The following is a 26,455-nucleotide window of genomic DNA, read 5'->3' on the forward strand; positions in this document are numbered from 1 at the left end:
CGTTCTAGGGCGCCCAGCGCGTCGGCCGCGCCTTCAGCGTGCGCACGTCCATCGCGTCGCACCACGCCTCGAAGCGGTCGCGCGGCACGCCGCGGAAGCGCAGGTCGTCGAGGCCCTCCGCGAGCGGCACGTCGGTCCGGAGCGTCGCCAGCGTCCGGTAGAGCAGCGCGTCCTCACGCTGCTCGACCAGCGCGCGCGCGATCCGGTCCGCGCCGCGCACCGCCACCGACCACGCGGCCGGGTCGTCCGGGATCTGCTCGAGGTGCCCGTACGCGCCGAGCAGCGCGGCCGCCGTCCGCTCGCCGATGCCCGGAAGGCCAGGGATGCCGTCGGCGTCGTCCCCCGTGAGCGCGAGGAAGTCCGGGATGCTCTCCGGCGCCACGCCCCGCGCGGCGCGCATCGCCGCCTCGTCGATGACCTTCTCCTTCCGGCGGTCGACCTGCACGACCCGATCGCCGGCGAGGCACTGCCCGAAGTCCTTGTCCGGGCTGAGGATGCGCACCTGCTCCACCGCGCCACGGAACCGCGCCGCCGCCGTCGCGAGCGCGTCGTCCGCCTCGAACGCGTCCATCGACCAGACGAGGACGCCGAGCGCGCGCACCGCCTCCTCGACCGGATCGAACTGCCGGCGCAGCTCGGGATCCATCCCCTCGTCGCTCTTGTACCCGGCGAACAGGTCGTTCCTGAACGAGCGGATCGGGTTGTCGAACGCGACCGCGAGGTGCGTGACCTCCTCGTCCACGTGGTGCAGGAGCGCGAGGAGCGAGGCGACGACGCCCACCGTCGCCTTCGCGTCCCAGCCGCCGGGCGCGCGGTGCCCGGGCCGCTTGGAGTAGTGGGCGCGGAAGAGCTCGTAGGTGCCGTCGATGAGGTGCAGCCGCACGGTGGCTCCTCCCGCGGGCGCGCTAGAGCGTCACGTCGGCCATGAAGATCGGCGGGGTGTGCAGGGCCAGGATCTCCGGCGCGGGCGGGGCCGACTGCTTCGCCATCCGGAGCGCCTCGTCCATCGTGCGCGCCGTCTCCCAGCCGAGCAGCTGCGGGATGTACTCGTTGTCGGCGCCGACCACGATCATCCGGCCGATGTGCTGCCGCCCCGCCTCGCCCCAGTACCACATGAAGAACGGGTGGGTCGGGTGGTACGCGTGCCCGAAGCGGTACATCTCGATGTAGGCCGGGTTCTCCGAGAACTTCTTCTCGTACCGCTTGTGCAGCTCCATCGCGTCCCGCGTCTCCGGCAGGAGCCGGTGCACGAACTCGATGTACGGGGCGTGGTGCTCGTTGTCGAACAGGTCGGTGCAGGGGTGGAGGATGATCATCGTCCCCCCCTTCTTGAGCATCGGCGCGCCGCGGTAGAGGTTGAACAGGTACCCGTTCGCCATCACCTGCACGAGCAGCGGGTTCAGGAACGAGTTCACGTTGTACGGGCTGATGTACGGGATGCCCGTGATCAGGATGTCGGCCTGGCCCGTGACCGGGACGAGGTACTGGTCGAAGCTGCGCTTCAGCGTGTGCTCGTGGACGGCCTCCGTCTCGCCGGCGAACACCCCGGTCACCCCGAACGGCGACGGGACGCGCTGGAAGATCGCCTGGCGCGCGGGCTGCGGCACCTTGGAGAGCGTGAAGCGGAGGGCGCGCAGCGCGCTCTTCTCGCCCGCGCTGAGGTCGTCCTCGTTCTTCGCGAGGAACTCGAGCGGGCGATCGAACATGCGGTTGTTGATCGTCGTCTCGATCGTGAAGACGTTGAGCTTCTTGTTGGCCAGCCGGCCCATGCGCTCGACGCTCGTGTGCAGCGCGGAGCTCTTCGGATCCATGTACGAGTAGCAGTCGCGCATCACCCGCGGGTTGTGGTGCGCGCGCAGGCTCCGGTACCCGCACAGGCCGACGGCGACCGACTTGTGCCCGCCGTCCATCGGCACGAGGTTGAGGTTCACGTAGATCACGAGGTCGCTGTCGACCGCGCGCTTGTTGAGCTCGACCTCCTCGCCGACGTCGGTCGTGCCGACGTACTTCATGTTGGCGACGTTCTCGGCGTCGTGGTTGTAGAGCCTCTTCGGCCAGTAGGCGTTGAAGATCCGGTCGCCGACGATGTGGCGGACCTCCCAGTCCTTCATGCGCCGGTGGACGCTCGTGGCGATGATGATCTCCACGTCGTCGACGCCGTAGTCGGCGAGCAGGTCGAGCACGATCGTGAGCACCCGCTCGCGGATGTCGGGGCGCTTCATCTGGGGCAGCGGCAGCGAGATGTCGTCCACCGCGATCGTGACCTTCATCCCCGGGCGGAGCTTCGCGTAGAGCGGCTCCGAGTTGTACGGGTGGTTGATCGCGTAGCGGATCGCGGCGTCGACGTCCTTCAGCGGCTCCAGGGGCGGCTTCGCGTAGAGCACCCGGGTGCCGGTGGGCAGGTCGACCTCGACCAGCTGGTCGCCTGAGAAGAGCACCCGGGGGGCGCTGCGGCTGTCTAGCGTGACGACGCAAGGATGGCTCATGGGACCTTCAGAGCAGGGGGGTGCGACGTGTTGGGCTGGGGGTGGCCTCCCGCCGTCCGGGGGAGGCAGGGGTCATGCGGCGAGGTGGAGGATCGGCCAGTGGTACGCCTGCGCGAGCATCTTGAGCTTGCGGTCCGGGTTCACCGCCGCCGGGTAGCCGACGACCGAGAGCATCGGGACGTCCGAGTAGCTGTCCGAGTAGGCGAAGCACTCGTCGAGGTCGTGCCCGTGCGCGTGGGCGTGCTCGCGGATGAGCCGCGCCTTCTCGGGCCCGGCCACCACCGGGCGCAGGAGCTTGCCCGTCGCGAACCGATCCTTCACCTCGAGGCGGTTCGCGATGATGCCCGTCGCGCCGAGGTGATCGGCGAGCAGCTGCATCAGGAAATCCAGCGCGCCGGAGACGAGGACGACGTCGTGGCCCTTGTCGAGGCTGCACTTCACGAGGTCCCGCGCCTTCGCGTAGATGGCCGGCTTGAGCACCTTCGCGAACGCCTCCTCCGCGAGCGCCACGAGGCGATCCTCGGAGACGCCCTCGAACGAGCTGAAGAGCAGCTCGTTGAAGAGGCGCCGATCCTGCAGCTCCGCCATCGCCATCCACGGCGCCTTCACGAGGGCGCGGCCGAGCTTCGCGAGGCTGTGCATCGGCGTCGGCTGGTTCATCATGTAGAACACCGTCGGGTGCACGAGGTTCGTCGTGACCAGGGTGCCGTCTACGTCGAAGTAGCTCGCCGGCATGCGGGGCAAATCTCCCTGCATGCCGTTTGAGTCAAGATCGAGCTGCCGCGAACCGGAGTTCGCAGGCGATCGTCACGCCGCGTCGAGGTGCCACGCCGCGTCGACGTGCTCGCGCGGGCCGTCGACCATCACGCCGCGAACAGGCGCTCGTACCGGTCGTCGAGGTCGACGCCGCCGTCGGTGTCTCCCCGGTCCACCGGGTTGATCCCGCAGTACTCGACGCTCGCCAGGTGGCGCCAGCGCCCGGCGCGCTCGGGCTCGTCCGGCAGCACCGGCGTCGTGCAGGGGAAGCAGCCGATGGTGCGGAAGCCCATCCCGTGCAGCGGGTTCTCGATCGCGTCCTCGTGCGCGGCGAAGTACGCGTCGAGCTCCTCGCCGGCCAGCGACGCGAAGGGGTGGACGCGGAGCGTGTTGTTCGCGGGGTCGAGGCCGAACGGCGCGACGTTGGCGCGGGCGCCGCCCTCGCCCCGCCGCAGCGCCGCGACGAGCGCGTCGTAGCGGCCCCGGATGGCGCTCAGCGGGGCCGATTTGCGGAGGTCGCAGCAGCGCTCCTGGCCCTCCTTCGAGAGGTAGAGCAGCCCTTCGTCGCGCGTCTGCTGCGCGAAGGTGCGCTCGGGCGAGAGCGTGACGACGCGCAGGTTCGGGTGGGTCCGCGCGAGCGCGTCGCGCGTGGCGAGCGTCTCGGCGTGGAGCACGCCGGTGTCGACGAAGACCACGTCGAAGGAGAGCCCGGCGCGATCGGCCATGTGGCACAGCGCGGTCCCGGCGCGCTGCATGCTGCTCATGATGGCCGCGCGCGGGCCGAAGGACTCGCGGACGAAACGGAGGAGCTCCACGGGTGACGCGCCCTGGAAGCGTCGGTTCAGCGGTTCGAGGTGTCGCTCGGTGATGCGCATGAGCGATGCATAGCAGAGCCCGTTTCCTTGATCCGGGTTGCCTTCGCCTGAGCTTGCGCGTAACTCCGCTGGCGAGGAATGATCAGCGTCCATCAAGCCTCAGAAGCGGGCGTGCTCGGCCATGACCTGCCGGAGCTCGAGCGCCGGCGCTTCCTGTTCGTGACCGGCAAGGGAGGCGTCGGGAAGACGACGATCTCGGGGGCCCTCGCCCTCGCCTTCGCGGCCCGCGGAAAGCGCGTGCTCGTCGCGATGTGCCACACGAAGGAGCGGCTCTCCGCCATCCTCGGCTCGAAGCCGATCGGCCCCGAGGTGATGCAGGTCGGCCAGCGCGTGTGGGCGGTGAACATCTCGCCGGACAGGGCCCTCCGGGAGTACGGCGAGATGGTCCTGAAGATGCGCGCGGCGGCCGATCTCGTCTTCGACAACAAGTACACGCGCACCTTCTTCCGCGCGGTGCCCGGGCTGTTCGAGTGGGCGATGCTCGGCAAGGCGTGGTTCCACACGACGGAGCTGCTCCCGGACGGCTCCAACCGCTTCGACGTGGTCCTGCTCGACGCGCCCGCGACGGGGCACGGGGTGGACATGCTGCGGGTGCCGAAGGTGATCCTCGACGTGGCGCCGCCGGGCATCCTGCGCCGGGACGCCGAGGCGGCGTGGGCGATGTTCAGGGATCCCGCGCGGAGCGGGGTCGTCGTGGTGACGCTGCCGGAGGAGATGCCGGCCACGGAGACCGTCGAGCTCGTGGCGGAGGTCCAGGGCGACCTTGGCCTGCCCGTTCACCGGGTGATCATCAACGGCGTGCTGCCGGCGCTGTTCTCGCCCGAGGAGCAGCGGGCGCTCCTCGTCGACCCGGCGCGCCTCGACATCCAGGCGCCGGCGCGCGCCGCGGACACCGTCGAGAGCGCCTTCGTGGCGGGCGCGCGGCGGGCGATCCGCGAGTCGGTGCAGCGCGAGAGCCTGGCCCGCCTGCGCCGCGATCTCGACCTGCCCACCGTGATGCTGCCGTTCCTCTTCGACGAGGCCTCCACGGTCGCCGGCACGCGGATGCTGGCCGAGCGGCTCTGACGGAGGCCGATGCCGGCGGCCCTGCTGCGAGCGAGCCCGCTGCTCCGCGATGGACGCGCGCTGCTCGACGCCGATCGCCTCGTCCACGCGGGGGTCGCCGATCGGCGCGCGAGCTTCGAGCTCGCCTTCACGGCGATGCCGCCCCACGCGGGCTTCCTCGTGGTCGCTGGCGTAGAGGCGGCGCTCGAGGCGCTCGCCGTGGACGGAGCGCGCTTCGACGCGGCGGCGGTCTCCGCGGCGCGCGCGGCGTGCGGCCTGAGCGACGCGCTCGAGGAGCGGCTCGCCGGCGCGCCGATCTCTGTCGACATCGACGCGATGCCCGACGGGACGATCGCCTTCCCTGGGACGCCCGTCGCCTCGGTGGAGGGGCCGTTCGTCGAGGCGCTGCTCGTCGGCGCGCTGCTCGTCCCGGCGCTCCGCCGCGGCACGGCCGCGGCGACGCGGGCCGCGCGGCTCCACATCGCGGCGGGCGGCGGCGACATCGTCGACGGGTCGTCGGCGAGCGCGCCGTTCGCCGACGAGGCGCTCGCGCTCGCCCGCGCGGCGCACGTGGGCGGCGCCGCGGCGACGACGAGCGCGCTCGCGGCCACGGCGCTCGGCATCCCGTTCCGCTGCCAGGCGGGGATCGACCTCGGCGAGCTCGCGCCGCCGCCGTCCCCGCTCGAGGGCAGCTGGCCCTGGTACGCCGATCGGATGGTCGACCTCGGGGGCCAAGACGAGGAGGCGCTGCTCCTCGAGGCGAGGCGCGTGGGCGCGAGCGCGGGCGGCTGGGTCGCGTCGGGGCTCGCGGAGTCCGCCGAGGGGCTGCCGGCGGCGCGCTGCGAGCTCGTGGCGCTCGAGGAGTCGGGCGCGTGGGCGCTCCGGCAGGGCACGAGCGATCGCGGCGACGTGATCGCGGGGCGGAAGATGGTGGCGCGCTACTACGACGAGGCGGGGCGCGCGGCCTTCGACGTGATCCACCTCGCGCACGAGCGGATGCTGGCGCCGCGCGCGCTCGGGGCCGCGAGGCTCGCCCCGCTCGCGCGCGCGGCGATGCGCGGCGGGCGCGCGCTGGAGTCGCCCGAGCCGGCGAGCGCCGGGCGCGAGCGCTCCCTGGCGGCGCGCCAGCTGCTGCCGGACGCGGTCGCGCTCCTGCGCGCGCCGGCGAGGTACCCGGTGCAGTTCTCGCCGGCGCTGATCGCGCTGCGGGAGCCGGATCCGCCGGGGGTGCTGCGGTAGTTTCCTGGCGAGCTCGAGGTCTCGCTGAGCTGACCGGCCCGCAGGGACGGAGCTCGTCGCCGGAGGTGTAGATGGGTGTCGCGGCCATCAGCGCGCGAATCGCAGCGACGTCGCCTATCCCCATCAGCAACTCGACGCTGGTGCTTCACCGCCCTGCCGCGCCTCGTCGACATGGGCGTTCGCCGGCCTGGCCGACTACTCGGAGACCTTGATCAGCAGCTTTCCGATCTTGTTCGGCTGGAAGAGCATCGCGAGCGCATCCGGGGCGTTCTCGAGGCCTTCCACCACGCGCTCGCGCCAGGTGATCTTGCCCTCCTTGATCCAGCCGTAGATCTTCTCGAAGGCCTCGGGGAAGCGCGCTTGATGATCGAGGATGACGAAGCCTTGCACCCGGAGCCGCTGCATCAGGATGAGCGGGAAGCGCACAGGGCCCGGGCGGGGCTGCTTGTCGTTGTAGGTCGAGATGAGGCCACAGAGCGTGACCCTGCCGAAGAGGTTCATCTTGTCGAGCACGGTGTCGAGGATGTCGCCGCCCACGTTCTCGAAATCGATGTCGACACCATTCGGACACGCGCGAGCGAGCGCCGCCGCGACATCCTCGGTGCGGTAATTGATGCAGGCGTCGAAGCCGAGCTCCTCGGTCACATAGCGGCACCCGGCGTCGCTGCCGGCGATGCCCACCACGCGACAGCCGGCGATCTTGCCCATCTGGCCGACCAGGGAGCCCACGGAGCCGGCGGCGGCGGACACGACGATGGTCTCGCCGGGCCTCGGCTGCGCGATATCGAAGAGGCCGACGTAAGCGGTGAAGCCGCCGGTGATGTGAAGGGGGCAGAGGAAGGCGCCGAGCGGGACGTCCAGCGCGGGCAAGCGCGTGAGGGCGAGTTCGCCTGGAGCCGCGACGTTGTAGTCCTGCCAGCCGAGGAGGCCGGACACGAAGTCTCCCGCGTTATAGTCGGGGTGACGGGAGCGCTCGACGACGCCGACGCCGACCGCGCGCATCACCTCGTCCTGGTTCACGGGCGGCATGTACTGCTTCATGTCGCTCATCCAGAGCCGGTTCGTCGGGTCGACGGACAGGTAGCGTGTGCGGACGAGGACTTCGCCATCGCCAGGCTCACGGACCGGAGCCTCGCGGAGCTCGAAATGGCTGCGGTCCGGCGGGCCCTCGGGGCGCGCCTTCAGGGTGTAGTGGCGGTTGGAGAGGGACGAGGTGCTCATCACACGAAGCTAGACGCCCGGAGGCTCCACCGGAAGGTGCAACCCGACCCCGCGGAAGGCGGGCTCGGGTACGTGCCCGGCGCGTCCTGCTCCTGAAGTCGGGCGCTTGGAGCCCGCGCTGGGCCCGCATAGCGTATCGAGACCTCTCCGATGGATCCCCGCGCGCACGATCGCCCCATCCGGCTCGACGTCGATCGCCTCGCCGTCCCCGGGGTGATCGGCGTCCGCGCTCGGGCGAGCCTCTCGTTCGGAGGCGCGCTCCACGTGGCGCTCGGGCCCGACGCGGGCTTTCCGGAGTTCCAGCAGCTCGACGACTGGAAGTCCGACCTCTCGCTCGTCGACGCGCGCGCCCTCGCGCCCCAGCTGCGGGCGGAGGCCGGGATCCAGCTGCCGGAGGAGCGCCTCGCGGAGATCGAGGTGCTCGATCGCGAGATGGCGGCGCTCGACGTCCCGCCGCTGAGCGATCCCCGAGAGATCGACGCCCTCTCCCTGTCGAGGTGCGCCAGGCTGCAAGCGCTCGACGCCGCCCAGCGTCGCGTGCTCGAGGCGCGCGGGGCGCCGTTCTGGGTCGCGGGGTATACGCGCCACTCGGACACGCTCTGGGCGCACCGGATCGGCGGGGCCGAGCCGTTCGACGCATGGGTATCCCGCCATGATACGGAGTGTCGCGCCGCGGAGGCCGCGGGGGAGCCGCCCGGCTGGATGGGTCGCGCCCGCTTCTTCGATCTCTGCCGGACGCTCTGGGCCGATCGGGCGCTCCGCGCGCTGACCGGAGGGGCGGTGAGCGAGCCAGGGCTGCTCTTCGGGCGGCGACGCGCGGCGGGGTGGGACTGCGGAGAGATGGTGGAGGACGAGATCGCCCGCGCCGGGCTCGACGCGGCCGCGGCGATTGCGGCGGGCGCAGAGGAGGTGACGCTCCCCCTGCACGGGCCGGCGCGGCGCGCGCGAATGCCTGCGTTCGAGATGCAGGTGTGGTCGATTCACCCGCTCGACGCGCCGAGTGAAGGGCCGTGGCCGACGCGCCCGATCGAGGTGCCGGCCGAGGACGTGTGGGTGCCAGTGGAGGGCTGAATTCGCAACCCAGCGATTCAGTCGACGTGATGTAGAGAAGGTCCGCCGCTGCGGCTCACATGTCGAGCAAGAGCTGCGTCAGGATGTAGTTCGTGACGAGCACGGTGACGCAGCTCTCGACGACCGCGCGCGTGGTCGCGACGCCGACGCCGCGCGCGCCGCCGGAGGCGTAGAAGCCGTGGCGGCACGAGATCGACGAGACGATGAAGCCGAAGACGCACGCCTTGATGAGCCCCATGGAGATGTCCTTGGGGAGGGCGAAGTCGCGGATGCTCTGGAAGAACGCGCCCGCGTCGCCGCCGAGCCAGAGCACGGCGACGAGGTACGAGCCGCACATGCCGACGCTCGTGTACAGGATGCAGAGCAGCGGCAGCATCACCGTCGCGGCGAAGAGCCGGGGCGAGAGCAGGTACTGCACGGGGCTCACGCCCATCGTCGCGATCGCGTCGATCTGCTCGGTGACGCGCATGTTGCCGAGCTCCGCGGCCATGGCGCTGCCGGCGCGGGCGGTGACCATGATCGCGGAGAAGACCGGCGCGAGCTCGCGGGCCAGCGAGACCGCGACGAGGCCGCCGACGCGGCCCTCCGCGCTGAACGCGCGCAGCGCGTAGGACGTCTGCAGCGTCACGACCATGCCGCTGAAGACGCCGGTCAGGCCGACGATGAAGACCGACTGCGCGCCCATGAAGTCCATCGCCGCGAGGAACTGGGCGGGGCGGAACGGCGGGCGCACGAGCCAGACGATCGTCTGGAAGGTGAGCGTGACGATGTTGCCGATGTTGTCGAGGAACGCGAGGACCGGCTCCAGCGCCCTGTTGAGCAGCTGGCCGCGGCTGGTCTCAGCGCCTTCCTTCACGGTGCGCTCTTGTACCACGCAACGCCGCCGCGCACGGGGCCGGGCTCACGATGGCCCTGCGCGCCCGCTCGCCCGCGCTGCGACGTGCGCTTCGCGCCGGCGTGTGGATCGAGCCGCCGGTCGAGCCTGCCCGAAGGCGCAGCGGTCCCCCGCTCGTCCTCGCCAGGCTCCGGCCGTTCGATGCGCTTCACGCAGCGCCTGGCCCGGCTCCCCGCGATCCGACGGGGCCGCGCCGCAGCTCGTCATCGAGCGCCGCGAGCACCTCGCCGCTCCGCGCGCCGGTCGCCCTGATCTCAGCGGCGCGGCCCGGAGCGGCCGGGTCCTCCGGCGCGGCGAGGTGGATCAGGAGCGCGTCGCCCCCGAGCGCCTCCACGAACGGCTCGCCCCACTCCACCAGGACGAGCGCGCCCTCGGCGCGGCGCTCGCGCAGCCCGAGCTGGGCGAGCTCCGCGGCGGCGTCGTCGCGCGCGTCCTCCGCGGAGGACGCGCCCCCGAGGCGGTAGGCGTCGGCGTGCGCGATGGGGACCCGGCCCTCGTGCTCGTGGACCAGCGTGAACGTCGGGCTGGTGATCGGGAGCTCCGGCGGGACGCCGAGCGCCCGGCAGAGGGCGCGGGCGAAGAACGTCTTCCCGGCGCCGAGATCGCCGGCGAGGACGACCAGATCGCCGCCCGCGAGGCGCCCGGCGAGCGCTCGCGCCAGGCGGATGGTGCTGCGGCGGCTCGGCAGCTCGATGCGCATGCGTCAGAACCGGGCACCGGCGCCGAGCGTCGCGCCGACGAGCAACAGGGAGCCGCCCCCCGTGGGAACCCACCGGAGGTTGCCGAGCTGGGCCTCGAGCTGCACCGAGGGGCTCAGCGCGAGCGCGACGTCGAGCGACGCCCCGAGCACCGGGTGGACCTCGAGGTCGCCGTGGTACGTCGTGAGATCGGGGCCCACGGCGCCGGCGCCGGACCTGAAGAACGCGCCCGCGCGGAGCGACGGGCCGAGGTGGAGCGGGAACGCGCGCCACGCGCCCTCGTGCGGCGTCAGGCTGGGCGTCAGCAGCAGGCGCGCGCCGCCCTCGATCCAGGCGGCGAACGGGCCGGCCAGGTTGCCGCCGCCGCCGGCGAACAGCTCGAGCCCGCGGTCGCCGGGCGCATAGGCCACGCGCGCCTCCCCGACCAGCGAGGCCGCGCTGCCGCTCGCGCCCGGGAGGCGCGCCGCCGCGACGGCCAGCCCGAGCGACGCGGACACGGCGACCCGGCGCCCGCCCGTGTACGCGGGCCACACGCGCTCCGGCCCGAGCGGATACGCCATCAGCACCTCCTTCGCGGGCGGCGCGGGCGGCGGCGCGGGCACCGGGGGCAGCACGATCGCCCCTCCCGCGGCCGGAGGCGGGGGCGCGCTCGCCGGAGCGGAGCGCGCGGCGCGCTCCCAGGGGAGCTCGCCGACGCCGATGCCCTCCGGGCGGAGCAGGACCGCCAGCAGCTCCTGCGTCTGCGGAGCCTCTTTACCCCGGTCGACCTCCCTGGCGACCGACTCGACCCGGCCCGTCGAGGCGAGGTACGCGGTGAGCTCGATCCGGGTGGTCGTGACCGCTGGATCGACGGTGCCGGTCAGGACCCAGTCCGCGCCCGTCCGCGCGCTCACGGCGCGGTACTCGTCCGCGCTGTCGGCGACGCCATCGGCGACGTCCTTGAGCGCGGCCGCGACCGCGCCGTCCGGCGCCGTGGTGTGGCCGAGGGCGGCGAGCCCGCGCGCGACCTCGGCCTGGGCGGCGCTCCGGGCGGCCTCGTCGGTGCCCCCGCGCGTGGGGAGCAACGCCACCCGATCGGCGAGCGCGGCGGGGGCGATCGCCAGGAGCGCGGCGGCGGTGGCACAGGAGAGGGCTCGGCGGATCATGCGGCGCCATGCTACGCCCGCCGGCAGGCCGGAGCAGCCCCGGGGCGACGCGCCGGCACGGTCTCCACGCTGTGCCTCGCGCGTCGTCCCCTGCGATGACCGGGCGCGGGCCGGGTGAGTCGCCTCGTTCACCGCGCTTTCGCCCCGCTCATCGCGCTTTCCCGCTCTCGCGGTGGCCGATCACCCGCGGCAGCACGCGCCGTCCGCCGAAGCCGTCCGCCGACGTCGTCCAGAGCTCCGCCGTCGCTGTGCTCATGGCGCTCGCCGCGGCGAGGCGCCGCGCCTTCACCTCCGCCGGGTCCTCGGTGCCCGTCTTCGGCAGCCGCTGCACGCCGGCCCAGGCGAGCACGCCGGCGTCGCGCCCGAGCGCCGCCCAGAAGCTCGGCGGCGACGGATGGGTGGCGAGCCAGGCCGCGAGCGCGGCCGCCGCGCCCGAGGAAGGCGTCGCCCTCGGATCGCCCGCGCCCGGCGGAGGCTGCGCGCCGGAGGGCGCCGCGAGGAGCGGGAAGAGCCCCGCCGTCGCGACGAGCGATCCCGGCGGCGGCGCGATGGCCGTCTCGAAGGCGACCGCGATCGTCACCGAGCGGGGAGCCGCGCGGAGCGCCTGTTCCGCGCAGCGCGCGTCGCCGGCGAGGACCATCCCGCGGATGGCCGGCGGCCGGAGGCCGCGCGCGTCGAAGGTCCCGTCGCAGGGGAGCGCGAGCGCGATGCCGTGCTCGGCCAGCGGCGCGGCCCCGGCAGCGCCCGGCGGCGCGGCCCCGGCGGCGCCCGCCGGCGCGGGGGCCGCGTCCTTCCGGACATCGGCATCGCCGCCCACGAGCGCCACCGGCTTCGCGCCCCGCTCCGCGAGCGCGGCGGCGAGCACCTCGATGCTCCTCGCGGGCTCCTCGCCCACGACGAAGACGAACGCGCCGTCCAGCGCCGCCGGCTCCGGCGGGTGGACGAGCAGCACCGGGATCGCGTGCGTCCGCGCGAACTTCGCCGCCTCGGTCGCCTGCTCCCGATCCGAGCCGGCGATGAGCACCGCGGCGCCCTCGGCGGTGAGGCTGTTCAGCGCCTCGTCCACGCTGCCCTCGCCGCCGTCGTCGCGGCTCACGAGCCGCGCGTCCGAGCCCGGCCGGAGCAGCCCGAGCCCGTGCGCCACGCCGGCGGCGATCTCGACTCCGCGGCGGCGCGACGCAGGCGTGCGCGTCGACAGCAGCAGGCCGACCGTGGGCGGCTCGACGCGCGCGGCATCCGCGCCGGCCGCGAGCTCGAAGATCGCGTCTCGCTGGGTGCCGAGCGCCGCGTCGGCCCGATCGATCAGCTCCTTCGCGAGCGCCACGTCGCGGCGCTCGCGGGCGACGATCGCGAGGCGCTCGGCGACCAGCGAGCGCAGGTCGACCTCCGGGCTCACGACCTCTCCGGTCGCCTGCCCGGCGCGGAGCGCCCGGACGAGGTGCTCGATCGGCACCTCGCGCAGCTGCGCCCCGATCTGCGCCCGGACGGCGGCGCGCCGGTCGTCGTCGGCCTCGCGCAGCCAGACGCTCATCAGCTCGATCGCCTGCGTCCACGCGTTCGCCTCCATCGCGGCCGTGGTGACCTCCTCGTTGAGGAGCTCGCGCACGTACGGGTCGATCATCTTGCTCACCAGCGGGCGCAGCACCCCGAAGGCGGGCCTCGGCTTGCCGGCCCGCCGGAGCGCCGCCCCGCGGATCACGCGCGCGAGATCGCCGACGGCGCTCCGCCCCGCCGCCTCGACCTCGGCCGCGAGCGCCTCGGCGCGGCGGAGGTCCCCGCGCTCCAGGGCGATCCACGCGAGGTGGACGGTCGCGACGCGCGCGAGGTCGTCGGAGGCGTGGCGCCCCCGGAAGGCGAGGAGCTCCGGCTCGAGCGCGATGCGCTCCGCGCGCGCGCCGTTCGCGAAGCGCGAGAGGAGGGGGCGCAGCTCGGCCTGGGCCGCGGGCGACCCGGCCAGCGCCGGGCTCACCGGCGCTCCGCCGTCCTGCGCGCCGCAGCCGGCGCCGGCGGTCGCGGCGGCGAGCGCGAGCAGGGCCGCGGCCGCGATCGCGGCCACGCGGGAGTGAAGTGGCCGACGTCGCCGGGCGGCGCGGCGGCGCGGGTTGGCCGCTGCGCCGCCGCTCGACGCGCCAAAGGCAGCGGAAAACCGGCCGGAACTGTCGACTGCGTTCACCTTGACGTCACCCGGGGCATCCCATACACCCGCCGCGCCCGCCTTCCATCGAGGTCAGCGTGTCCGAGGCAACCCCCGCGAGATCGCTCTTTCACGAGAGCCGCCGGTCCTTTCTCCTGCGCAAGCTGCATTCTCTCACCGGCGCCCTCCCAGTGGGCGGTTTCCTGCTCTTCCATTTCTGGACGAACGCGAAGGCGCTCCAGGGGCAGGAGCGGTTCGACGCGGCCGTCGCCGATATCTCGCACATGCCGTACCTGCCCGTGCTCGAGATCGGGCTCGTCGTGCTGCCGCTCGCGTTCCACGCCCTCTACGGGGTCAAGCTGGTGCTCGAGGGCAAGCCGAACGTCGGCAGCTACACGTTCTCGCGCAACTGGATGTACACGCTGCAGCGGGTCACGGGGGTGCTCGCCTTCGCGTTCATCGGCTTCCACCTCTGGTCGTACTGGGCGCAGAAGTGGCTGGGCCGGATGGCGCCCGAGGAGTTCTACCCGCGGCTGTGCGCCGACATGGCGTCGACGGTGGGCGGCGTCCCGGTGATCGCGCTCGTCTACCTCTTCGGCATCGCGGCGAGCGTGTTCCACTTCGCCAACGGCCTCTGGGGCTTCTGCTTCTCGTGGGGGATCACCGTGTCGCGCCGGGCGCAGCGGATGGCCGCGGTGGTCTTCGGCGCGGTGGGCCTCGTGGTCTTCCTGTTCGGCGCCAACACGGTGATCTATTTCGCCACCGGCGCGCCGTTCCCCGGGACGCCGGGCCCGTCCGCGGAGGGGGGCCGCACCTGCGCGGACATCGCGTCGTCGTCGACCGGTTCCACCGGCGCGCCCGCGCGCGCGTCTGTCAGCGCCGGCGCCGGCGTGGGCGCGCCGGCCTCGCACTGACCATCGTATCGGCCGCGCCCTTCCGGGGAGCGGCGCGGGAGCATCGGGATCGAACATGGCCGCGAAGAGCACGACGAGGAGCGAGGGGGGGAAGGTTCGGCGCGTGATCGTCGTCGGGGGCGGGCTCGCCGGCCTGATGACGGTGATCAAGCTGTGCGAGGCGAAGGTCCCTGTCGACCTGATCTCCCTCGTGCCGGTGAAGCGCTCGCACTCGGTGTGCGCGCAGGGCGGCATCAACGCCTCGGTGAACACGAAGGGCGAGGGCGACAGCCCCCAGGTGCACCTCGAGGAGACGGCGTACGGCGGCGATTTTCTCGCGAACCAGCCGCCCGTCAAGGGCATGGCCGAGGCCGCGCCGGGCATCGTGAACATGCTCGATCGTATGGGCGTGCCGTTCAACCGGACGCCCGAGGGCCTGCTCGACTTCCGCCGCTTCGGCGGCACGCTGTACCACCGCACGGCGTTCGCCGGCGCGACGACGGGGCAGCAGCTGCTCTACGCGCTCGACGAGCAGGTGCGGCGGTTCGAGCTCGCCGACGTGACCGACGAGCACGGCGTGGCGATCCCGGGCGAGAAGATGGTCCGGAAGTTCGAGTTCTGGGACTTCCTCGAGGCGATCCTCGACGACTCCGGCACGTGCGTGGGCTGCGTCGCGCAGGACCTGAAATCGATGCAGATCCGCGCCTTCACGGGCGACGCGGTCGTGCTCGCGACGGGCGGCTGCGGCATCGTCTTCGGCCGCTCCACGCTGAGCGTGATCTGCACGGGGACGGCGGCGTCGGCGGTCTACCAGCAGGGCGCTGTGTACGCGAACGGCGAGTTCATCCAGGTGCACCCGACGGCGATCCCCGGCGCCGACAAGCTGCGGCTCATCTCGGAGAGCGCGCGCGGCGAGGGCGGCCGCGTCTGGGTGCCGAAGGACAAGAGCGACGCGCGGAGCCCGCGGGACATCCCCGAGAAGGAGCGCGACTACCTCCTCGAGCGGATGTACCCCGGCTACGGCAACCTCGTCCCCCGCGACATCGCCGCGCGCGCGATCTTCAAGACGTGCTTCCACGAGGGGCGCGGCATCTGGAACCCCGCGACGGGCCGGAACGAGAACGAGGTCTACCTCGACCTGACCCACAAGGACGAGAAGTTCCTCCGGTCGAAGCTCGCGGGCATCCTCGAGATCTACGAGAAGTTCGCGGGCACCGACCCGTACAAGAACCCGATGAAGGTCTTCCCGGCGGTCCATTATTCGATGGGCGGCCTGTGGGTCGACTACGAGGCGGACGCGCGGGGCTCGCTCAAGGCCGGGTCGCCGCGCAACCACGCGACGAGCATCCCGGGCCTCTACGCGGTGGGCGAGGTGGACTACCAGTACCACGGGGCCAACCGGCTCGGCGCCAACTCGCTGCTCTCGTGCATCTACGGCGGCATGGTGTGCGGGCCGGCGGTGGCGACCTATCAGCGGAGCATCAGGCGGAGCGCGCTCGATCTGCCGCGCTCGATCTTCGACAAGGCCGAGAAGCGCGCCGAGGCGAGCTACCAGCGCATCCTGACGCAGAACCAGGACGCGAAGCAGCCGGAGAACGCGTACCGGCTGCACCAGGAGCTCGGCGAGACGATGCTGCGCGACTGCACGATCGAGCGCGACAACGCCACGCTCGACCGGGTGCTCGAGAAGCTCGGCGAGCTCGAGGAGCGGGCGGGGCGGATCAAGTGCACGGACACGGCCCCGCGGGTGAACCAGGGGGCGCAGTTCGTGCGCCACCTCGAGAACATGCTGGTGCTCGCGCGGGTCATCGCGCAGGGCGCGAGGAACCGCGACGAGTCGCGCGGGGCGCACTACAAGCCGGAGTTCCCGGCCCGGAACGACGCCGCGTGGATGCGCACGACGCTGGCGCGCCACGAGGAGAAGGGCGCGGTGAGGTTCGTCCGCGAGTTCGACTACGCGTGCGCCGGCCAGTCGATCCACGTGACGGACGCGGTGGACACGTCGCTCGTGACGCCGCGGGAGCGCAAGTACGAGCAGGCGGGCGCGGCGAGCGCAGCGAGCGCCGCGAACTCCGCGAACATCCAGACGACGACAGGGAAGCTGTCGCAGAAGAGCGTGTAGGATGGCCAAGGCGAGCGGAGACGAGGCGAACGGGGCGGCGGCGCCGGCGCAGCCGAAGGGCGAGGGCCGGCTTGTGCACCTGCGCGTGCGGCGGCAAGACACCGCGGACCGGACGGAGTCGCGGCGCTGGGAGGAGTTCAAGGTCCCCTACCTGCCGCAGATGAACGTGATCAGCGCGCTGCAGCAGATCCAGAAGGATCCGCGGACCGTGGACGGCAAGGAGGTGGCTCCTGTCGTCTGGGAGGCGGTGTGTCTGGAGGAGGTCTGCGGCTCGTGCACGATGGTGATCAACGGTCGAGTCCGACAGGCCTGCTCGGCGCTCATCGACCAGATCGCGCCGAAGGGCGAGGTGATCACGCTGGAGCCGATGTCCAAGTTCCCGCTCGTGCGCGACCTGCTCGTCGACCGGAGCCGGATGTTCGAGGACATGAAGCGCGTGCGGGCGTGGATTGACATCGACGGCACGCACGAGCTCGGCCCGGGCCCGCGCGAGTCGCCGGAGCGGCAGCAGGAGCGGTATCCGCTCTCCCGCTGCATGACGTGCGGCTGCTGCGTCGAGGCGTGCCCGCAGTACAGCGACGGGACGAAGTTCGTCGGCGCCTTCGCCATCAACCTGGTGCGGCTCTACAACATGCACCCTTCGGGGGCGATGCACGAGGGCGAGCGCCTCGAGTCGGTGATGAGCGAGGGTGGGATCACCGATTGCGGCAAGTCGCAGAACTGCGTCGAGGTGTGCCCGAAGGAGATCCCGCTCGTCGACTCGCTCGCGGCCGTCTCCCGCGACACGACGAAGCGCATGCTGTTCGGCTGGCTGCTGAAGTAGGGGCGCCCGACCTACGGAAACAGCGACCCCGTCGCGAGCCCGAGCCCGTTCCCGAGCCCCATCTGCAGCGCGTCCGGCGTGCGCGGCCGCGCCAGCTTGTCCATGCGCATCCCGAGGACGTGCGTGATCAGCGTGCAGGCCTGGTGCGCCCGCGCCGTCGCCTCGCACCCCATCCAGGCGCCGAGCGGCTCCCGCTCGCCGTCCTCGGCGTAGCGGATCACCGCGCCGCCCTCGGCGACCGTGATCCAGGCGTTCGCCTGGCGCGGCAGCGAGGCGTGCAGCACGCCGACCTGGCCCAGCGGATCGTCGTTCGGGCCCGTGACCCGGCCGTCCGGCTCGAGCAGCGCCACCGGCTCGGCCTCCAGGCCGAACACGCGCCCGCCGCGATCGACGCTGAGCTGGTGCTCGCCGTTCACGAGGATCTTGCCGTCCGGCATGATGTCGACCGTGAGGTCGGCGAGCGCCCAGCGCGCGCGGGGGATGTCGAGCAGCGCGCCGCCGCGCACCCAGTTGGCGGGGGGCACCGGGGCGCACGCCGCGAGCAGCGAGAGCGGTACGACGAGAGCGAGGCGTCGCATCCGCCGAGCATACCGCAAGGAGGCGCGGCGCGTGGGCCGTCGGGCCAGGGCGGCCCTGCTCGTTCTGGAGGATGGAAGCGCGGCGCGTGGGCCGGCTGGCCAGGGCGGCCTTACACCTTCTCGGTCCCGGTCGTGCCGAGCAGCCCCGTCGGCTTCACGAGGAGCACCCCGATCAGCACCGCGAACACAAGGACGTCCTGCAAGCCGGAGTAGGGCGTGAGCTTCGTCATCTCTCCGATGACCCCGATCAGCATGCCCCCGAGCATGGCGCCCGTGATGTTGCCGATGCCGCCGATGACCGCCGCCACGAACGCGCGGTTGCCGATCACGACGCCCATCGTGGGGTACACCTGCGACTGATCGAGGCAGTACAGCACCGCGCCCACCGCCGCGAGCATCGAGCCCGTGAGGAAGGTGAGCGCGATGATGCGGCTCGTGCGGACGCCCATCAGCCGGGCGGCCTCGACGTTCACGCTGAGCGCGCGCATCGCCTTGCCCGTCCAGGTGCGCCGCACGAGCAGCTCCAGGCCGATCATCACGAGGATCGAGGTGACGAAGATCACCTGCCGCGTGTGCTCGATCGGCAGGAGCTGCGGATAGCCGCGGTAGCGGGCGGTGAAGAGGAGCTGCGCCAGGTTCTGGAGGAGCACGCTCATCCCGAGCGCCGTGACCAGCGGCGTGATCCGGGTGTTCGCGAGGCCCCGCCCCCGGGAGCGGAGCGGCGCGTAAGCCACCTTCTCGACGATGACCCCGAGGACGCCCGCGAAGGCCATCGCGCAGAGGGTGCCGGCCACGCCCGCGAACAGCGGCGCGCTGTTGCCGCCGAACGCCGCGATCCCGAAGAGCCCGGCGAAGGCGCCCATCATGAAGATCTCGCTATGAGCGAAGTTGATGAGCTTGAGGATGCCGTAAACCATCGTGTAGCCGAGGGCGACCAGCGCGATCATCGATCCCTGGGCGAGCCCTGTGATCAGGGCATTCACGATCTTCTCCATGGAGACCTCTTTGACGCACGTTCCGCGCGTCCCGCGCGCTCCTCACGTTCGAGCCAGCGCGCGGGCCAGCGCGGAAACGACCGCGCTACTGCTTCTCAGCCTTCTCGTTGACCGTTGCGTAGTAGGTAAACTGCTTGTCCTTGATCCGGACGATGACGACCGGCTTGTTCGCGTTGCGCTCCGCATCGATGCTGATGACGCCCGTCGCGCCCTGGAACCCCTTGGTGTCCTGGATGGCCGCCCGGATGTCGTCCGGCGTCATCTCCTTCGCGCGCCCCATCGCGTCGGCGAGCAGCCTGGCCGCGTCGTAGGCCTGGGCCGCGATGCTCGACGGCGTGCGGTTGTACCGCTCCTTGTACTTCTTCACGAAGGCCTGCGAGTTGGGCCAGGGGACGTCCGGCGCGTAGTGGTTCGTGAAGTACGCGCCGTCGAGCTCCTCGGCGGCGTCGCGCAGGAGCTCGTTCGCGTCCCACCCGTCGCTGCCGACGAACATGCTCCCTGGTACGCCCGCGGCCTTGGCCTGCCGCGCGACCGGGGCCATGCTCGTGTAATAGATCGGCGCGTAGATCATCTCGGGGTTCGCCGACTTGAGCTCGTTGATGTACGTCGTGAAGTTGGTCTCCTTCTTGAGGAAGCTCTTCTCCATGACGATCTCGCCGCCCAGGCGCTTCACCTCGTCGCGGAACTCCTTGGCGAGGCCCGACGAGTAGAGGTCGTCGGAGGCGAAGAAGAGCCCCACCTTCTTCTTGCCGAGCGTGTTCACGATGAACTGCGCGCCCATCTGGCCCTGCACGTCGTCCGTGAAGCAGGCGCGGAACACGAACGGGCCCACCTTCGTCACGTCCGGGTTCGTGGAGGACGGCGTGATCATCGGCACCTTCTTCTTGTTGGCGACGATGCCGCCGGCGCGCGACCGCGACGAGGCGACCTCGCCGAGGAGGGCCAGCACGTGATCCCGATCGATCAGCTGCAGGACCTTGTTGGTCGCCTCCTCGGGCTTCGACTTGTTGTCCTCGTAGAGGACGTGGATCGGCTTGCCCTTGACCCCACCGGCCTTGTTGATCTCGTCGATCGCGAGATCGATAGCCTCTTTCGAGTCGACGCCGAACGCCGTCTCCTCGCCCGAGAGGCTGAAGTAAGCGCCGACCTTCCACTCGGCGTCGTCCTTCGCGTGCTCAGCCGCGTTGCCGGCCGGCCCTTCGCTCTTCTTGTCGCAACCGAGCGTCATCGCGCTGAGCGCGAGCGCCCCGGCGATCATCTTCACCAAACCCCGTCGTCCGAGCATGTCGTCGTCCTCCCTGTCGCCGGGCTGCCTCGCGTGGGTCGCCCGCGCTGGCCATGGCCGCCCACGCAGCGGCTCAGAGCGCGTGTACTCACCGCGTCTACCATTGTCTACGCGGCACGTCAGCACCGTCGGGCCGCGGCGCGGTCGGCGTGGAGCATCTTAAGTGTTCGATTTTCCACGGATTCCGGCGACCGAGCCCGGCGTCGTGGCGCGCGGCGTCGCAAGCCGCGGCCAGCCAACGCGGTGCGCATGGCGGCTAGCCGACGCCGCGGCTGGTCAACCGGGTGCACATGGCGGCTGGCTGACGCGGCGGCCGATCAACGCGGCGGCTGATCGACGCGGCGCGCATGGACGAAGTGCTCGACGTTCCCCTTCGGCCCGCGCACCGCGCTGTCGACCTGGCCGACGACCGAGAAGCCCGCGGCCTCGATGGCCTGGCGCCCCTCGGCGATCGCCGCGAGGCGGGTCGCCTCGTCGCGGATGACGCCGCGGCCGCGGGCGGCGGCCTCGCGGCCCGCCTCGAACTGCGGCTTGATCAGCGCCACGAGATCCCCCGAGGGGCGGAGCAGGCGGGCGATCGCGTCGATGAGGCGGGAGATGCTGATGAACGACGCGTCGACGACGACGAGATCGATGGGGACGTCGAAGTCCTCTCGCTGGAGCTCGCGGGCGTTGACCCGATCGCGCACCTCGACGCGCGCGTCGGCGCGGAGCTTGGCGGCGAGCTGGCCGTAGCCGACGTCGACGGCGAAGACCCGCGCCGCGCCGCGCTGGAGCAGGCAGTCGGTGAAGCCGCCGGTCGAGGCGCCCACGTCGACGCACGTCTTCCCGGCGACGTCGAGGCCGTGCGCGGCGAAGGCCGCGAGCGCGTGCTCGAGCTTGTCGCCGCCGCGCGAGACGAACCGGGGGCCGGAGGCGACGTGGACCTCGGCGTCCTCCGGGAGGAGCGTGCCCGGCTTGTCGATGCGGCGCGGCCCCGAGGTGACCTTGCCGGCCATGATCAGCGCCTGCGCCTCGGTCCGCGAGCCGACGAGCTTCCGGGCGACGAGCAGGGCGTCGGCGCGCACGCGGGTCATGGCGCCTCCGTCCTGGGCAGGGGCGCCGCGAGGCCCGCGGCGCCGGGGGAGGGGGGGACGGCCGCGTCGTCGGAGAGCGCCAGCGCGTCGCCGTGGAGCGCCCGCGCCACGGCGGCGAGGCCGTCGCCGATGCGGGGGCCCGGGCGCAGCACCACCTCGGCGTTCAGCGGGCGCAGGCGCCCCTCGCGCACGGCGCGCAGGGATCTCCAGCCGGGCGCGTCCCTGAGCGCCGCCAGCCTGGAGGGGCCCCGCATATCGCCTTCGCTGGACGTGCCGTCGAGCAGGACATCGGGATCCAGCACGAGCAGCTGCTCGACGCTGATCGACGGGTAGGGGCCGCCGCGGGTGATCACGTTCTCGCCGCCGGCCAGACGGATGAGCTCATCGGGGAAGCTGCCGGGGCCCGCGACGAAGAGGGGCGAGGTATCGTAAAGCAGGGCGGCCCGGACGCGCGGGGCGGCTTTCGCGGCGACGGCCTGCTCGACCGCGCGGCGCCGGGCGCGGATCCGGCCGATCGCCTGCTCCGCGCCGGGCGTCGCGTCGAGCCGCCGCCCGAGCTCCGTGAGCATGTCCTCGATCTGCGCGAGCGACTCGGTGTCGGGGAAACACGTCGCGATCCCGTGCGCGCGCAGCGACTCGTCGAGCGCGGGCCCCGCGGGGCCGCGGGCGCCGACGACGAGGGTCGGCGAGAGCGCGATGATCGCCTCGATGCTCGGATCGGCGTAGCCGCCGACGCTCGGCAGGCGGAGCACCTCGGGCGGGTGGTCGCAGTAGCGGGAGCGGCCGACGAGCGCCGCGCCGGCGCCGATCGCGCAGACCGCCTCCGTGGTGCTGGGCGACAGCGAGACGACGCGCGCTCCCGCCGCGCGCGACGGGGCGGTGCGCCCGCACGCCGCGAGCCCGAGCGCCGCGAGCCCGGCGAGCGCGGCCCGCCGCGAGAGCGCGGGGCCCGGCGCGCCCGGCAGGAGCGAGGCCCGCGCGGCGCCTGGCGGGAGCGCAGGCCCCGCAGCGCCCGGCAGGAGCGAGGCCGGCGCAGCGCCCGGCAGGAGCGCAGGCCCCGCAGCGCCCGGCAGGAGCGCGGGGCCGGCGGCGCTCCGCGTGGAGGAGCGCCGCTCGTCAGCCAAGCCGCTCCCGGCCGCGCAGCCGCCGGAGGCTCGCGAGGGCGCCCAGGCTCGCCGCCGCGAGCACCCAGGGGACCGGCTGCGTCGGATCAGGCCGCGGGTTGGCGCTGCAGGACCCGCTCCCCTCGTCGTCTGCGGACGGCTCCGAGACCTCGGCGCAGAAGCCGGGCTCGCCGTTGCAGCTGTAGCCGTCGGGGCATGCCGCTGCCCCGTTGCAGGGCCGCGTGCAGTAGCCGTCGAGGCACGCGTTCGCAGGGCACTGCTCCGGCTGTCCGCACGCGGCGCCGACCTCCGCCGAATAGGCGGGATCGGTGGGGTAGCCGGTCGCCCAGGGGGGCTCCTTGTATCCTCCGGCACGGGCGGCGCGCACGGTCGTCTCTTTAATCCATTCCGCCCAGCGGTACACATAGCCGTAGATCGGATACTCGCAGCCCGCGGCCCCGCGCGAGGTCACGCCGATCACGCGGTGCATCATATCGAGGCTGGGTCCGCCCGAGTCTCCCTCGCAGATGCCGGTGTCCCCGACCCACTCCGTCGCCTTCACCAGGGATGACGGGCAGCCGTCAGCCACGCAGTCGATGAACAGCCTGTCGCGGCGCCGCCGCAGGCCCGCGCCCGTGCTCGCGTCGTTCGTCGCCCCGAAGCCGACCGCGTAGTACTCCTCGCCCTCGGCGAGGGGCACGTCGACGCGCGGCACGAGCGGCACGGCCTCGCTCTCCGGGATCGCCTCCTCCAGGATCAGGATCGCCTGATCGTTGCCGCAGAACGCGTCCGTCCCCTCGCCGGGGAGCAGCACGACCTCGCTGCCACCGTAAAAACGCGCGTACCTGCCGATCTCCGCGTCGGTCGTCACGAAGATCCGCCGCGCGAGGTGCGTGTCCGTGAACCTCGTCGATCGACAGGTGATCTGGCCGTCGAGCTCATTGGCCATGTCCGACACGCAATGACGGGCCGTCAGCACCACGTTCGGGGCGATCAAGCTGCCGGTGCAGATCGCGCCGATCTCGTCGTTGTAGATGCCCACGACAGCCCTGTCGCCGTCGTCGAGATATCCGTCCTGAATGGCATCCGGCGCCTCACCGATCTCGTCAGGAGGCTCCTCCAGGGCGGAGCTGCACGCTGTCGCAGCGAGTCCCAGGGCGAGAATCAAGGCGACTCTGGGCAAGCAAAACGACATCGAATGCCTCCAAATACTGCAATGTCTGCGCGCGCTGCGGGCGCCGCAAGGAGCAGAAGATTCTAGAGGCGAAGTTGCGGTCGTGCACGCGCGCCGGGGGCGATGACCGACTCGTCTCGTTGCTTCCCCCACATAACAGAGAGCTCTTGCAGGATCGTCCGTCGCGTCGACGCCGCACGCCGCACGCCGCACGCCGCCATGGCGGCGCCAGGGGCACGGCGGCCGCTCCCCCGTGAAATACCGCGGGAAAGCGCGCGGCCCGGGTGTTGCGGGGCGGCGTGGCCGTGATCGATCCCGTGCTGCTCTTCGGCCTCGCGCTCGCCGCGGGCGCGCCGCTCGCCCTCTCTCCGCTGGCCACGGCGCTCGGCGCCGCGCTCGCCGCCGCGGCGCTCCGCCGCCGGGCCGGTCGCGCCGCGCTCGCCGCCGCCGGGGTAGCGCTCGTCGTGAGCGGCCTCCGCGCCCGCGCGCTGCTCGATGGCGCGGGCACGGCCTACGATGGCGCCCTAGCGCTGCTGCACCCGCCGGCGCGCTGCGAGGTGGCGTGCGCCGTCGTCGGCTCGCCGGTCGTGATCGGGGCGGCGCAGCAGCGCTCCGCAGCGGCGCGCGAGGTGGACGACGAGCCGCCTGCCTCGCGCATCGACGTGGAGCTCTCCGGCGGGACGTGCGGCGGGCGAGCGCTGCCGGGGCCGCTCCGGGCGCGCCTCTACGGCGCGCCGGTGGACCTCGCGCGGGGCGACCGGCTCGAGGTCACCGTGGACCTTGCGCCGATCCACCTGTTCCGGAACGAGGGGCTCCGGGACGGGAGCGCCGCGATCGCGCGGAGCGGGATCGTCGCGAGCGGGACGATCGTGGAGGCGCGGCGGACGTCGGAGGGGCGCTCCATCGGCGCCGCCGTCGATCGCGCGCGGGCCTTCGTGCGCGGGCGCATCGAGGCGACGTTCCACCCCGACGCGGTGGCGCTCGGGCGCGCGCTCGTGCTCGGCGAGACCGACCTCGCGCCCGAGGACCAGGACGCCTTCCGCGAGAGCGGCCTCGCGCACCTGCTCGCGGTCTCGGGGACCCACCTCGTCCTCGCGGTGGCGGGCTTCGCCGCGGCGCTCCGCGCGATCCTCGTCCGCGTCGGGCCGATCGCCGCCCGGTGGGACGCGGGTCGCATTACCGCGGCGCTGTGCGTGCCGGCCGCGTGGCTCTACGCCGACTTCGCCGGCGGCGGCGGCTCGGCGATGCGCGCCGCGGCGATGCTCAGCTGCGCGATGGGCGCCCGCCTCCTGGGCCTCCGTCCGGTGGGCGTCCGCTGCTTCGCCCTGTCGCTCGCGGGCGCCGCGGCCGTGGATCCGCTCGTCGCGTGGGATCTCTCGTTCGGCCTGTCCGCGGCCGCGACCGCCGGGCTGCTCTGGTTGCAGCGGCCGCTCGCCGCGCTGCTCGTCCCCGGCGAGGGGGAGCGCGGCGACGGCGGCGCCGAGGGCGGGTCGTCGCCGCGGGAGCTCGCGCGCAAGGTCCTCGCGCCCCTCGCGACGACGCTCGCCGCCATGTTCGGGTGCACGCCGCTGCTGCTCATGAACGGGGAGACGTTCCCGCTGCTCGGCGTGGCGGCGAACGTCGTCGCCGCGCCGATCGGCGAGCTGGCGGCGCTCCCGTTCTGCCTCGCGCACGCCGTGCTCTCGTGGGCGCCGCCGGTCGAGCGCGGGTGCGCGCTCGTCGGCTCGGGCGCGCTGCTCGCGGTCCGCGCCGTGGCCCGCGCCTCGGCGGACACCGGCGTGGTGCTGCGCCTGCCCGAGCCGTCGCCCGCCCAGCTGGCCGCGCTCGCCGCCGCGATCGCGATCGCGTGGGCCGCGGAGCGCCGCGGCCGCCGGCTCGCCGCGCTCGCCGCCGGCGCCGCCGCGTGGCTGCTGCTCGAGGGCGTCGCCACGCGCGCGGGCGCGCCGCGCGGCGTGCTGCGCGTCAACGTGCTCGACGTGGGGCAGGGCGACGCCATCCTGATCGACCTCCCCGAGGGCGGCGCGATGCTCGTCGACGCGGGCGGCTTCGTCGGCAGCCCCGTCGACACGGGCGCGCGCGTGCTCCGGCCGCTCCTGCGATCGCGCCGCCGTGCGCGCCTCGATGTGGTCGTCCTCTCGCACCCGCACCCCGATCACTTCGGCGGCTTGCCGGCCACGGTGGAGGGCGTCGAGGTCGGCGAATTCTGGGACACCGGCCAGGGCGAGGCCGAGGGCGCGGGCCCGGTCTACCGGAAGCTCCTGTCGGACCTGCGCCGGCGCGGCGTGCCCATCGTGCGGCCCGCCTCGCTCTGCGGCAGGCCGCGGGTCCTCTCGGGGGCGACGATCGAGGTGCTCGCGCCTTGCCCGGAGCTCCACCCCGACCGGGGCGCCAACGACAACTCGTTCGTCCTGCGCATCCGTTACGGGGCTCGTTCCGCGCTGCTCGTCGGCGACGCGGAGCACGAGGCCGAGGACGCGCTCGTGGCGCGCTACGGCGCCGCGCTCCGCGCCGATCTGCTCAAGGTGGGGCACCACGGCAGCCGGACGTCGACAGGCGCGGCGCTCCTCGCGGCCGTCGACCCCTCGATCGCCGCCGTGTCCTCGGGCGTCCGCAACCGCTTCGGGCACCCGAGCCCGGAGGTGCTCTCCCGCCTCTCGGCCGGCGGCGTCGCGATCGCGCGCACGGACCGCGGCGGCGCCCTGACCTGGGAGACCGACGGCGAGCGCGTCCTCTGGTCCCGCCCGGGCGAGCCGCCGCGCCCGGCGCCCGGTCTTCGCGGCCGGGGGGCCGCCGCCGGACACGCTCCGGAGAACGGTGGGCCGTGAGCTGGAAAAAATCGCCG

The 26,455-nt window shown here is 73.0% G+C and carries 22 protein-coding genes; 7 read left to right on the plus strand and 15 right to left on the minus strand.

Going from position 1 to position 26,455, the window contains the following annotated elements; genetic code table 11:
- Positions 1-4: 4 nt before the first annotated feature.
- From WMF29_RS43810 to WMF29_RS43825, 4 genes are all read right to left on the minus strand, one after another.
- The gene (locus tag WMF29_RS43810; RefSeq protein ID WP_437325981.1) at positions 5-883 is read right to left on the minus strand and encodes a 5'-3' exonuclease; all 879 of its coding nucleotides are present in this window, start codon (positions 881-883) and stop codon (positions 5-7) included.
- 22 nt (positions 884-905) lie between these two features.
- Positions 906-2,486 carry a lactate racemase domain-containing protein gene (locus tag WMF29_RS43815; protein ID WP_437325982.1) on the minus strand — a complete coding sequence of 527 codons (1,581 nt, stop codon included), beginning with the start codon at positions 2,484-2,486 and terminating at the stop codon, positions 906-908.
- A 72-nt stretch (positions 2,487-2,558) separates the two neighbouring features.
- Positions 2,559-3,221, minus strand: coding sequence for an HAD family hydrolase (locus WMF29_RS43820; protein WP_272101838.1), 663 nt, complete (start codon positions 3,219-3,221; stop codon positions 2,559-2,561).
- Positions 3,222-3,349: 128 nt separating this feature from the next.
- Entirely contained in the window at positions 3,350-4,117 is a 768-nt protein-coding gene (locus WMF29_RS43825; RefSeq protein ID WP_437325983.1) for a phosphoadenylyl-sulfate reductase, read from the minus strand.
- Positions 4,118-4,228: 111 nt separating this feature from the next.
- On the opposite strand from WMF29_RS43825, the gene WMF29_RS43830 reads away from it, so the two are divergent.
- Positions 4,229-5,182, plus strand: coding sequence for an ArsA family ATPase (locus WMF29_RS43830; RefSeq protein ID WP_437325984.1), 954 nt, complete (start codon positions 4,229-4,231; stop codon positions 5,180-5,182).
- Positions 5,183-5,191: 9 nt separating this feature from the next.
- The gene (locus WMF29_RS43835) at positions 5,192-6,400 is read left to right on the plus strand and encodes a hypothetical protein (protein WP_437325985.1); all 1,209 of its coding nucleotides are present in this window, start codon (positions 5,192-5,194) and stop codon (positions 6,398-6,400) included.
- Between the two features lie 195 nt (positions 6,401-6,595).
- On the opposite strand, the gene WMF29_RS43840 is transcribed toward WMF29_RS43835, so the two are convergent.
- A complete protein-coding gene (locus WMF29_RS43840) occupies positions 6,596-7,621 on the minus strand; it encodes an NADP-dependent oxidoreductase (protein WP_437325986.1) in 1,026 nt (341 codons plus the stop codon).
- A 150-nt stretch (positions 7,622-7,771) separates the two neighbouring features.
- Here WMF29_RS43840 and WMF29_RS43845 point away from each other — a divergent pair, with 150 nt between their 5' ends.
- Entirely contained in the window at positions 7,772-8,692 is a 921-nt protein-coding gene (locus WMF29_RS43845) for a hypothetical protein (RefSeq protein WP_437325987.1), read from the plus strand.
- Positions 8,693-8,747: 55 nt separating this feature from the next.
- On the opposite strand, the gene WMF29_RS43850 is transcribed toward WMF29_RS43845, so the two are convergent.
- The 4 genes from WMF29_RS43850 to WMF29_RS43865 form a co-directional block, all read right to left on the minus strand.
- On the minus strand, positions 8,748-9,548 hold the full coding sequence (locus WMF29_RS43850) for an MlaE family ABC transporter permease (RefSeq protein ID WP_437325988.1): 801 nt from the start codon (positions 9,546-9,548) through the stop codon (positions 8,748-8,750).
- Between the two features lie 187 nt (positions 9,549-9,735).
- A complete protein-coding gene (gene tsaE / locus WMF29_RS43855; protein WP_437325989.1) occupies positions 9,736-10,287 on the minus strand; it encodes a tRNA (adenosine(37)-N6)-threonylcarbamoyltransferase complex ATPase subunit type 1 TsaE in 552 nt (183 codons plus the stop codon).
- A 3-nt stretch (positions 10,288-10,290) separates the two neighbouring features.
- Entirely contained in the window at positions 10,291-11,430 is a 1,140-nt protein-coding gene (locus WMF29_RS43860; RefSeq protein WP_437325990.1) for a hypothetical protein, read from the minus strand.
- Positions 11,431-11,578: 148 nt separating this feature from the next.
- A complete protein-coding gene (locus tag WMF29_RS43865) occupies positions 11,579-13,486 on the minus strand; it encodes a hypothetical protein (RefSeq protein ID WP_437325991.1) in 1,908 nt (635 codons plus the stop codon).
- A gap of 176 nt (positions 13,487-13,662) precedes the next feature.
- On the opposite strand from WMF29_RS43865, the gene WMF29_RS43870 reads away from it, so the two are divergent.
- The 3 genes from WMF29_RS43870 to sdhB are packed head-to-tail and all read left to right on the plus strand — an operon-like array spanning position 13,663 to position 17,402.
- Positions 13,663-14,478, plus strand: coding sequence for a succinate dehydrogenase (locus WMF29_RS43870; protein ID WP_437325992.1), 816 nt, complete (start codon positions 13,663-13,665; stop codon positions 14,476-14,478).
- 55 nt (positions 14,479-14,533) lie between these two features.
- Entirely contained in the window at positions 14,534-16,579 is a 2,046-nt protein-coding gene (gene sdhA, locus WMF29_RS43875) for a succinate dehydrogenase flavoprotein subunit (protein ID WP_272101827.1), read from the plus strand.
- 1 nt (position 16,580) lies between these two features.
- Positions 16,581-17,402 (plus strand): succinate dehydrogenase iron-sulfur subunit, encoded by an 822-nt coding sequence (gene sdhB / locus WMF29_RS43880; protein ID WP_437325993.1) that lies wholly within the window; start codon positions 16,581-16,583, stop codon positions 17,400-17,402.
- Positions 17,403-17,413: 11 nt separating this feature from the next.
- On the opposite strand, the gene WMF29_RS43885 is transcribed toward sdhB, so the two are convergent.
- The 6 genes from WMF29_RS43885 to WMF29_RS43910 all read right to left on the minus strand — a co-directional run bounded on the left by WMF29_RS43885 (position 17,414) and on the right by WMF29_RS43910 (position 23,607).
- Entirely contained in the window at positions 17,414-17,980 is a 567-nt protein-coding gene (locus tag WMF29_RS43885; RefSeq protein WP_437325994.1) for a hypothetical protein, read from the minus strand.
- A gap of 110 nt (positions 17,981-18,090) precedes the next feature.
- On the minus strand, positions 18,091-18,975 hold the full coding sequence (locus WMF29_RS43890) for a branched-chain amino acid ABC transporter permease (protein WP_437325995.1): 885 nt from the start codon (positions 18,973-18,975) through the stop codon (positions 18,091-18,093).
- 85 nt (positions 18,976-19,060) lie between these two features.
- Entirely contained in the window at positions 19,061-20,260 is a 1,200-nt protein-coding gene (locus WMF29_RS43895) for an ABC transporter substrate-binding protein (protein WP_437325996.1), read from the minus strand.
- A 317-nt stretch (positions 20,261-20,577) separates the two neighbouring features.
- On the minus strand, positions 20,578-21,336 hold the full coding sequence (locus WMF29_RS43900) for a TlyA family RNA methyltransferase (RefSeq protein ID WP_437325997.1): 759 nt from the start codon (positions 21,334-21,336) through the stop codon (positions 20,578-20,580).
- On the minus strand, positions 21,333-22,460 hold the full coding sequence (locus WMF29_RS43905; RefSeq protein ID WP_437325998.1) for an ABC transporter substrate-binding protein: 1,128 nt from the start codon (positions 22,458-22,460) through the stop codon (positions 21,333-21,335). Before WMF29_RS43905 ends, WMF29_RS43900 begins: the two co-directional genes overlap by 4 nt.
- Entirely contained in the window at positions 22,453-23,607 is a 1,155-nt protein-coding gene (locus WMF29_RS43910; RefSeq protein WP_437325999.1) for a trypsin-like serine peptidase, read from the minus strand. Before WMF29_RS43910 ends, WMF29_RS43905 begins: the two co-directional genes overlap by 8 nt.
- Before the next feature lie 305 nt (positions 23,608-23,912).
- On the opposite strand from WMF29_RS43910, the gene WMF29_RS43915 reads away from it, so the two are divergent.
- Entirely contained in the window at positions 23,913-26,438 is a 2,526-nt protein-coding gene (locus WMF29_RS43915; RefSeq protein ID WP_437326000.1) for a DNA internalization-related competence protein ComEC/Rec2, read from the plus strand.
- Positions 26,439-26,455: the final 17 nt, after the last annotated feature.

This window comes from Sorangium sp. So ce381, from assembly GCF_051473845.1.
GTDB lineage: Bacteria > Myxococcota_A > Polyangia > Polyangiales > Polyangiaceae > Sorangium > Sorangium atrum.

Bases quoted from the DNA above. Each gene is read 5' to 3' on its own strand.
- WMF29_RS43815 (WP_437325982.1), bottom strand. From the start codon at position 2,486: ATGAGCCATCCTTGCGTCGTCACGCTAGACAGCCGCAGCGCCCCCCGG.
- WMF29_RS43820 (WP_272101838.1), bottom strand. From the start codon at position 3,221: ATGCCGGCGAGCTACTTCGACGTAGACGGCACCCTGGTCACGACGAAC.
- WMF29_RS43825 (WP_437325983.1), bottom strand. From the start codon at position 4,117: ATGCGCATCACCGAGCGACACCTCGAACCGCTGAACCGACGCTTCCAG.
- WMF29_RS43835 (WP_437325985.1), top strand. From the start codon at position 5,192: ATGCCGGCGGCCCTGCTGCGAGCGAGCCCGCTGCTCCGCGATGGACGC.
- WMF29_RS43840 (WP_437325986.1), bottom strand. From the start codon at position 7,621: ATGAGCACCTCGTCCCTCTCCAACCGCCACTACACCCTGAAGGCGCGC.
- WMF29_RS43845 (WP_437325987.1), top strand. From the start codon at position 7,772: ATGGATCCCCGCGCGCACGATCGCCCCATCCGGCTCGACGTCGATCGC.
- tsaE (WP_437325989.1), bottom strand. From the start codon at position 10,287: ATGCGCATCGAGCTGCCGAGCCGCCGCAGCACCATCCGCCTGGCGCGA.
- WMF29_RS43860 (WP_437325990.1), bottom strand. From the start codon at position 11,430: ATGATCCGCCGAGCCCTCTCCTGTGCCACCGCCGCCGCGCTCCTGGCG.
- sdhA (WP_272101827.1), top strand. From the start codon at position 14,534: ATGGCCGCGAAGAGCACGACGAGGAGCGAGGGGGGGAAGGTTCGGCGC.
- sdhB (WP_437325993.1), top strand. From the start codon at position 16,581: ATGGCCAAGGCGAGCGGAGACGAGGCGAACGGGGCGGCGGCGCCGGCG.
- WMF29_RS43885 (WP_437325994.1), bottom strand. From the start codon at position 17,980: ATGCGACGCCTCGCTCTCGTCGTACCGCTCTCGCTGCTCGCGGCGTGC.
- WMF29_RS43890 (WP_437325995.1), bottom strand. From the start codon at position 18,975: ATGGAGAAGATCGTGAATGCCCTGATCACAGGGCTCGCCCAGGGATCG.
- WMF29_RS43895 (WP_437325996.1), bottom strand. From the start codon at position 20,260: ATGCTCGGACGACGGGGTTTGGTGAAGATGATCGCCGGGGCGCTCGCG.
- WMF29_RS43900 (WP_437325997.1), bottom strand. From the start codon at position 21,336: ATGACCCGCGTGCGCGCCGACGCCCTGCTCGTCGCCCGGAAGCTCGTC.